Source organism: Streptomyces acidicola (genome assembly GCF_009377235.1).
GTDB lineage: Bacteria > Actinomycetota > Actinomycetes > Streptomycetales > Streptomycetaceae > Streptomyces > Streptomyces acidicola.
Window position 1 is genome coordinate 1 of the sequence record NZ_VMNX01000387.1, and the last position, 5726, is coordinate 5726.

The 5726-nt window shown below is 69.9% G+C and carries 5 protein-coding genes and 1 pseudogene; 2 read left to right on the forward strand and 4 right to left on the reverse strand.

Features of this window, described 5'->3' with window-relative positions:
• Positions 1–348, reverse strand: a pseudogene (locus FPZ41_RS49240) (hypothetical protein); the annotation flags it as partial.
• Positions 349–716: 368 nt separating this feature from the next.
• Between FPZ41_RS49240 and FPZ41_RS44360 the strand changes: the two are divergent.
• Entirely contained in the window at positions 717–2141 is a 1425-nt protein-coding gene (locus FPZ41_RS44360; RefSeq protein ID WP_152870338.1) for a ParB/Srx family N-terminal domain-containing protein, read from the forward strand.
• A gap of 92 nt (positions 2142–2233) precedes the next feature.
• On the opposite strand, the gene FPZ41_RS44365 is transcribed toward FPZ41_RS44360, so the two are convergent.
• The 3 genes from FPZ41_RS44365 to FPZ41_RS44375 all read right to left on the reverse strand — a co-directional run bounded on the left by FPZ41_RS44365 (position 2234) and on the right by FPZ41_RS44375 (position 5084).
• Positions 2234–3826, reverse strand: a complete 1593-nt coding sequence (locus tag FPZ41_RS44365) for an alpha-1,2-mannosidase (protein WP_152870340.1) — start codon at positions 3824–3826, stop codon at positions 2234–2236.
• 194 nt (positions 3827–4020) lie between these two features.
• Entirely contained in the window at positions 4021–4212 is a 192-nt protein-coding gene (locus tag FPZ41_RS44370) for a hypothetical protein (RefSeq protein ID WP_152870341.1), read from the reverse strand.
• A 14-nt stretch (positions 4213–4226) separates the two neighbouring features.
• The gene (locus FPZ41_RS44375) at positions 4227–5084 is read right to left on the reverse strand and encodes a helix-turn-helix domain-containing protein (RefSeq protein WP_152870343.1); all 858 of its coding nucleotides are present in this window, start codon (positions 5082–5084) and stop codon (positions 4227–4229) included.
• A 236-nt stretch (positions 5085–5320) separates the two neighbouring features.
• Between FPZ41_RS44375 and FPZ41_RS44380 the strand changes: the two genes are divergently transcribed.
• The coding region (locus tag FPZ41_RS44380) for an ATP-binding protein (RefSeq protein WP_194236444.1) at positions 5321–5726 on the forward strand (406 nt) is incomplete at its 3' end.

The window sequence follows — 5726 nt, forward strand, 5'->3', positions numbered from 1 at the left end:
AACCGGGGGTGGGCTGGGGTGCGGAACCTGGCCGCTCGCGGGGTCGCCGGCGGGCGCCGAGTGGACGTGGAGGTTGGTGACGTCGCCGACCTGGATGGTGCTGCCCGCGATGTTCGGGGTGCCGTAGAGGGTGTTGGTGTGCGCGGCCGGAGGCGAGGGAGGAGCCGGCGCCGGGCCGGAGGGCGATGCCGGAGCCTGCGGCTGGCTCTGCGCGTGGGTCTGGGGCGGAGTGTGGGGTTGGCTCTGAGGGTGGGTCTGGGCCGGCGCCTGAGCCTGGGGCTGTGAGTGGGGCTGCTCCTGGGGCTGGTCCGGGACGTGGGGATCGCGGCGGCCGCGGGCCGCTCCCAAGTCCTTTCCGGCGCCATCCACTTGAGCCAACCCCCGTCGTCACTGCCGTACCTCACCGAAGTCTGACCTTCGAGACACGTGTGCTGCAACTGGCCGACCCGGAGCGTCGCACGAAACGTCGGCCCAGGACGGCGGGTACCGGTGTCACCTCGTCAACTCGGCTGCGGGCAGGGGCAATACGCGTTCGTTTACCTGCTGGACGCCAATGGGTCACTCGGGCGTCGTCCCCCGGGACGGTACGGCTGGCTGGATATGTGCGCCGGGGTGTGCCGGGATGCGCCGTTCCCGGCACGCGTTGTGGTTCCAGCCACGCGCCCCTGCCTCTGCTTCGTTCGCCCGTGCCCGCCACTCGTCCCGTAGGAGTGTCCATGACCGGCTCGACCCCCGTTCGGCCCGCCCGCGTCCGCACGTCGGCTGCCCCCCGCCGTGCCCGTACGTCGCGCGAAGGCGGCCTGGCCAAGGGAGTCGCGGCCATGAGCTGCGCGTTCCTGCTGGGCGGTGCCCTGGCCGCCACCCCGGCGGTCGCTGCGACGCCCCAGGCGCGGGGCGCGGCGTCGGCCCAGGAGGGTGACCTGATCGAGGTCACCCTCGACCAGCTCCGGCCCACGCAGCCCTCCCTCGGCTACGACCAGATCTTCTACAAGCTGGGGCGGTACTCCAGCACGAAGGACGAGGACCGCGGGAAGTTCAACAAGCGGTTCGACGACTGGTGCGAGACCAACGGGCAGGGAGAGGCCGCCTCGGTGGACGCGGGCGCCACGCTCGCCAACCCGTCCTCCTTCACCTGCTCGATCCCGGCCGGGCAGGAGACCGAGGACAGCCTCGGGGCGATGAAGACCGTGGTCGTCGGCCCGGGCGGCGCGCTGTATCTGACGGACGGCCACCACTCGCTGACGTCGTTCTGGGAGGCGGCGGACGGCGGCCCGAAGACGCGCATACGCCTGCGGGTGACGGCCAACCTGAGCGGACTGTCGACCGAGGCCTTCTGGCAGAGGATGAAGGACGACAACCAGGTCTGGCTGAAGGACGAGAACGGCCGCGCCATCACCGTGGACCAACTCCCGACCCGGCTCGGTCTGTCCCGCTTCCACGACGACCGCTACCGCAGCCTGGTGTACTTCACGCGCGGCATCGGCTACGACCAGGCGGCCGGTTCGGCGGAGTTCCTGGAGTTCCTGTGGGGCTCCTGGCTGCGCGACCGGGACGACCTCTCGCAGTACGACCTGACGTCGTTCGACTCCTACCTCGCTGCCATCCGCGACACCTCCAAGGCGATGTCGGACGTTCCCGGTGACACGGTGATAGCGGGCGGGCGCACCGCCGACGAGATGGGCCGGCTCGCCGAGTGGAACAACGGCAAGAGCGAGACCAAGGGCGAGTTCGGTGACCTGTCGCTACCGCTGAGCAACGCCAAGCCGGGCAAGCTCGCCTTCGCCCTGGACTACCGCTCCCGCGTGCCGAAGTCTCCCTCCTGCACCCGGACCATCACCGGCAAGCACAGCGAGGCGCTGCTGGTCACGTCCGGTACGACCTGCCTGGACAACGCACAGCTGTCCGGCGCCGTCCAGGTCACCTCCGGAGCGAGCCTCGTGGTGCGCGGCTCCGACATCACGGGTGCGGTGCAGACCTCCGGCGCGGGCACCGTGGAGATCTGCGGCAGCACGGTGACCGGCGCACTGTCCATCACGGGCACCCGCGACAGGGTCACCCTCTCCGGCCCGGGCTGCACGGCCAACACCTTCACCGGCCCGGTCCTCGTGACGGGTACGGGGACGGGAACGCGAAAGGCCTGACGTAACGGCAGCCTTCTGTGGCATCTCCCCACAGTGGATCGGGACGCTGTGGGGAGATACCGGCGAGGAGTGAGTGTGCCGGCGCCGGGGCTTCAGGAGTTCTTCAGGTACTCCGCCAGTTTGCCGATGAGCCGGGCGGCGTCGTCCAGGCCACGCGCCGTCTCACCCAGGTCGCCGGCGAGCAGCTTCTGCAGGGCCTGCCCCGCTTCCGGCCCCTGCCCCTCCTCCTGACCGGGGGCGTCGGACCAGGGGCCGGGAACGGTCGTGCCCCGGTACCCGACGGGGTCGCCCCCGCGTGTGGTGCGGTAGCCGGTGAAGTCGGTGGCACCATGCGACGGCCCGGCGGCCGGGACTTCGCCGGAGAGGAACTGGACCCGGGAAAGCTGGGTCAGGTCGGAGCCGTGGTTGCAGGTGATGCTGAGGCGGTAGTGGGCGTAGGACGCGGGGGAGGCGACGGAGTACTCCTTCGTCTCGTGGCGCTTCCTGAAGCGTTCGCCGGTGCGGGAGTCCACGGTCGTCCAGTGATCGCCGTCGTGCGATCCCTGCAGCTCCCAGTCCTCCGGATCCCGGTCGGGGGCGTCGTTCGCCGAGGTCAGCCGGTACACGGCGACGGCGGCGGGGTGCTCAAGGGTGAAGTCCAGTTCGGCGGTGTCGTCGTTCGCCAGCCACTTGCTCCGGGACTTGCTGAGCAGGTTCTCCGCGACCTCGCCCGCCATCTCGAACTCGTCGCTCGCCTCGATGCCGGCAACCGTACGGGTGATGTCCCGCAGCTCGCCGACAGGTTCCCGCACCTCGGGCGTGCCGGCGGAGCTCAGGACGACCGAGGCGGTGGTGCCGCGCCGGTCGGTCCAGGACACGCGCACCACGGGCGCGCCGCCGTCGTCGAGCAGCAGCCGCAGCTCGCCGGAGGGGGACCAGGCGCCGTCGTGACCCTCCTCGGTGGAGAACCGGTGCAGTGGAGCTCCGGCCGTGCCCTCGGGGTAGGCCCAGCGGTCGGTGAGCGTGCCGCGGTACTCGGTGACCGCACCGTCGGCGGTCCTCCGGTGACCCAGGAAACCGGACAGGTCCGCCCGCAGCCCGATCGCCGCCTCCGATCCGTCCGCCCCGCGCCAGGCGAGGTGTGCGGGCATGACGCGCTCACCGCTGTCGATGTGGAAGAGCAGCCGGGGAGCGGTCTGCCAGGCGGTGGAGCCGGGGGCGCGGAACTCGGTGCTGAAGGCAACGACGGACCGCTTGGCCGTCCGGGCCGCCAGGGCCCGCTCCGACCGGTCCCGGTCGTGCGCGGGGTCCACGGTGACGGCACGCAGCCGCAGCAGTCCTTCCGCGCCCTCCGGGTTGCGTACCTCAAGAAGGTTGTCACCGGCGGCCAGGAGTTCCCCCGGCACACTGAGGACGGTGACCTGCGGGTCGCTGTGCCCCCCGTCCCCGTCCCCCGGTATCGCCAGCTGCTCCGCGAGGGCCTTGCCGTTGAGCAGGACATCCATCGGAGCGCTCGCACCGAGAACGGTCACCGTGACGACGGCCTCGGCGATCTCCTCCCGCTCGCCCACCGTGAAGTCCACCTTGATGTGTCCGCCGGCGCCCAGCGCGAGATGTGAGGGGGCGATCCCGCAGCGGTGGTGGGCGACCACGGCGTTCGACAGCTGGGCCGGGTTGGTGGAGAAGTCGGCGAATACGGGTTCCATGGGTGTCCCTACGTCGTCCGGGGCGTACCGGTCGGTCATACCGGTCGCGCTGTGCACGGCGTGGCCTTGCGGCCCGTGGCACTTGCCAAACGTATCGGGGGCCACTGACAACGCGACGCGCCGCCTGAACGGATCCGCCCTCGGGGCAAGGGGGTTGCCCCGTTCCCGGGGACAGGCGGGAACGCGCCGGAGTACTAGAGGAGGTGGTCGGCCTTCCCTGCCTTGATGTCGCGGATGAGGGTGCGGAGCGCTTCGCGGGTGTCGGTGAGGTAGGTGTCTTCCTGGCCGGCGACGGCTATGTAGGCGTTGCCTTGGGGGTCGGTGCCGAGGCGGAAGCAGTTGTTGCCTTCGGCGCAGAAGGGCTCTTCCCAGGTGATGTCAGCCATGGTGGCTCCTCGGGTCAGAGTTGGCGGGCGATGGAGAAGATGAAGTCGCGCGAGTCGAGCGGCTTGAGGGTGTGGGTGTGCCACCAGTCCATATGGGCGCGGTACTTGCCGAGTTGGGCATCGGAGTGAGTGAACTCGCCGCCGTGTGCGGAGTCCAGATGCACCGTGTCCAGTTGCGGTACGGGACCTTCGGCGTAGAGCACGGCATGCCCGGCGCCGGGGAAGGCTCCGGCCTCAACGGGGAGCACGCGCACCTCTACGTTGTCGCGCTCTGAAGCCTCGCACAGGTGCATGAGCTGTTCGCGGGTGACGCGTCGGCCCCCGAACTGCATCCGCAGGGCCCATTCGTGAACGTATGCGACGTAGTCCACGGGTTCGGGCTGGTCCCGGTCGAGGAGTTGCTGGCGTCGTAGGCGCTGTACGACGCGGAGTTCGACCTCCGACTTCGGCAGGGGCGGGAGCGCGGAGGCGAAGATGGCCCGGGCGTACTCACCGAGTTGGAGGAGCCCAGGGACGTGCACGGTCTGGTAGGTGCGCAACCGGGAGGCGAACCATTCCAACTCGGCTACGTCCAGCAGTCCTTGAGGGAGTGAGCCTTTGAACTGCTGCCACCATCCCCGCTTGCGCACGTCGGCCATGGCGGCCAGCGCGTCGATGTAGGGCTCGTCCGCACAGTCGTAGTTGCTGGCGAGTATCCGGATTCGTTCGGGGGAGGTGGCGCGGGCGCCCGACTCCATGTTGGAGACCTTCGTGCGGTCCAGCCCGAGCAGTCCGGCGGCGTACTCCGTGGTTCGCCCGGCCGAGAGCCTCATTCTGCGCAGCTCGGCGCCCAGCCGCCTCTGACGTTCCGTCGGAGCGGGCCTTGTTGGCATCGGTGCCCTTTCTTCCTGGTGGTCGGGTCAGTCTGCACCGGGGGTGTGACGCTGGTCCAGTTCAACGGAGGCAATGCGGTGGACTATGTGGCACACGTACCCCTTTATGACCTACTGTCAGTGACGAGTCGCCTACGGCCCGCTTGGGTCGGAAGTGTGTGGCGCGAGCCTGCCCAGGTGCCCTCGTGTGAGTCCGATGTGCCGTCGGGTCACCTGCAACAACAAAGGAGTTGCTCATGTCGGCGATGAACGCTGTTCTGGCCTGTCCCGTTTTCACGGAGAGTCGCCCGGAGGCCAGTACGCCTCCGCCGGGGCCCGAGACGCTCGCGTACAGCTTCACCTTGCCCGCCGGGCCGTTGAGTTCATGGATCGCTCGGGCGTCCACGCGGGCCATGCTCCAGGCGCACGGGCTGGACGGCATGGTGGACCCGGCCGTGCAGGTGGTGGCCGAATTCGTGGCGTGTGCGTGGCGGTTCACGCCGGATGCCGAGGTGTACGTCTCGCTGCGGTATCGGGAGGGGGCGCTGAGGGTGACCCTCTACGACGGGCATCGACGGCACACGCATCGGCGGCTGGTGGAGGCGTGCGACGCGCGGCGGCGGGCGGCATTGCGGGTGGTGGGGTGCGTGGTGCGGGCGTGTG

Bases quoted from the DNA above. Each gene is read 5' to 3' on its own strand.
- FPZ41_RS44375 (WP_152870343.1), bottom strand. From the start codon at position 5,084: ATGCCAACAAGGCCCGCTCCGACGGAACGTCAGAGGCGGCTGGGCGCC.
- FPZ41_RS44370 (WP_152870341.1), bottom strand. From the start codon at position 4,212: ATGGCTGACATCACCTGGGAAGAGCCCTTCTGCGCCGAAGGCAACAAC.
- FPZ41_RS44360 (WP_152870338.1), top strand. From the start codon at position 717: ATGACCGGCTCGACCCCCGTTCGGCCCGCCCGCGTCCGCACGTCGGCT.
- FPZ41_RS44365 (WP_152870340.1), bottom strand. From the start codon at position 3,826: ATGGAACCCGTATTCGCCGACTTCTCCACCAACCCGGCCCAGCTGTCG.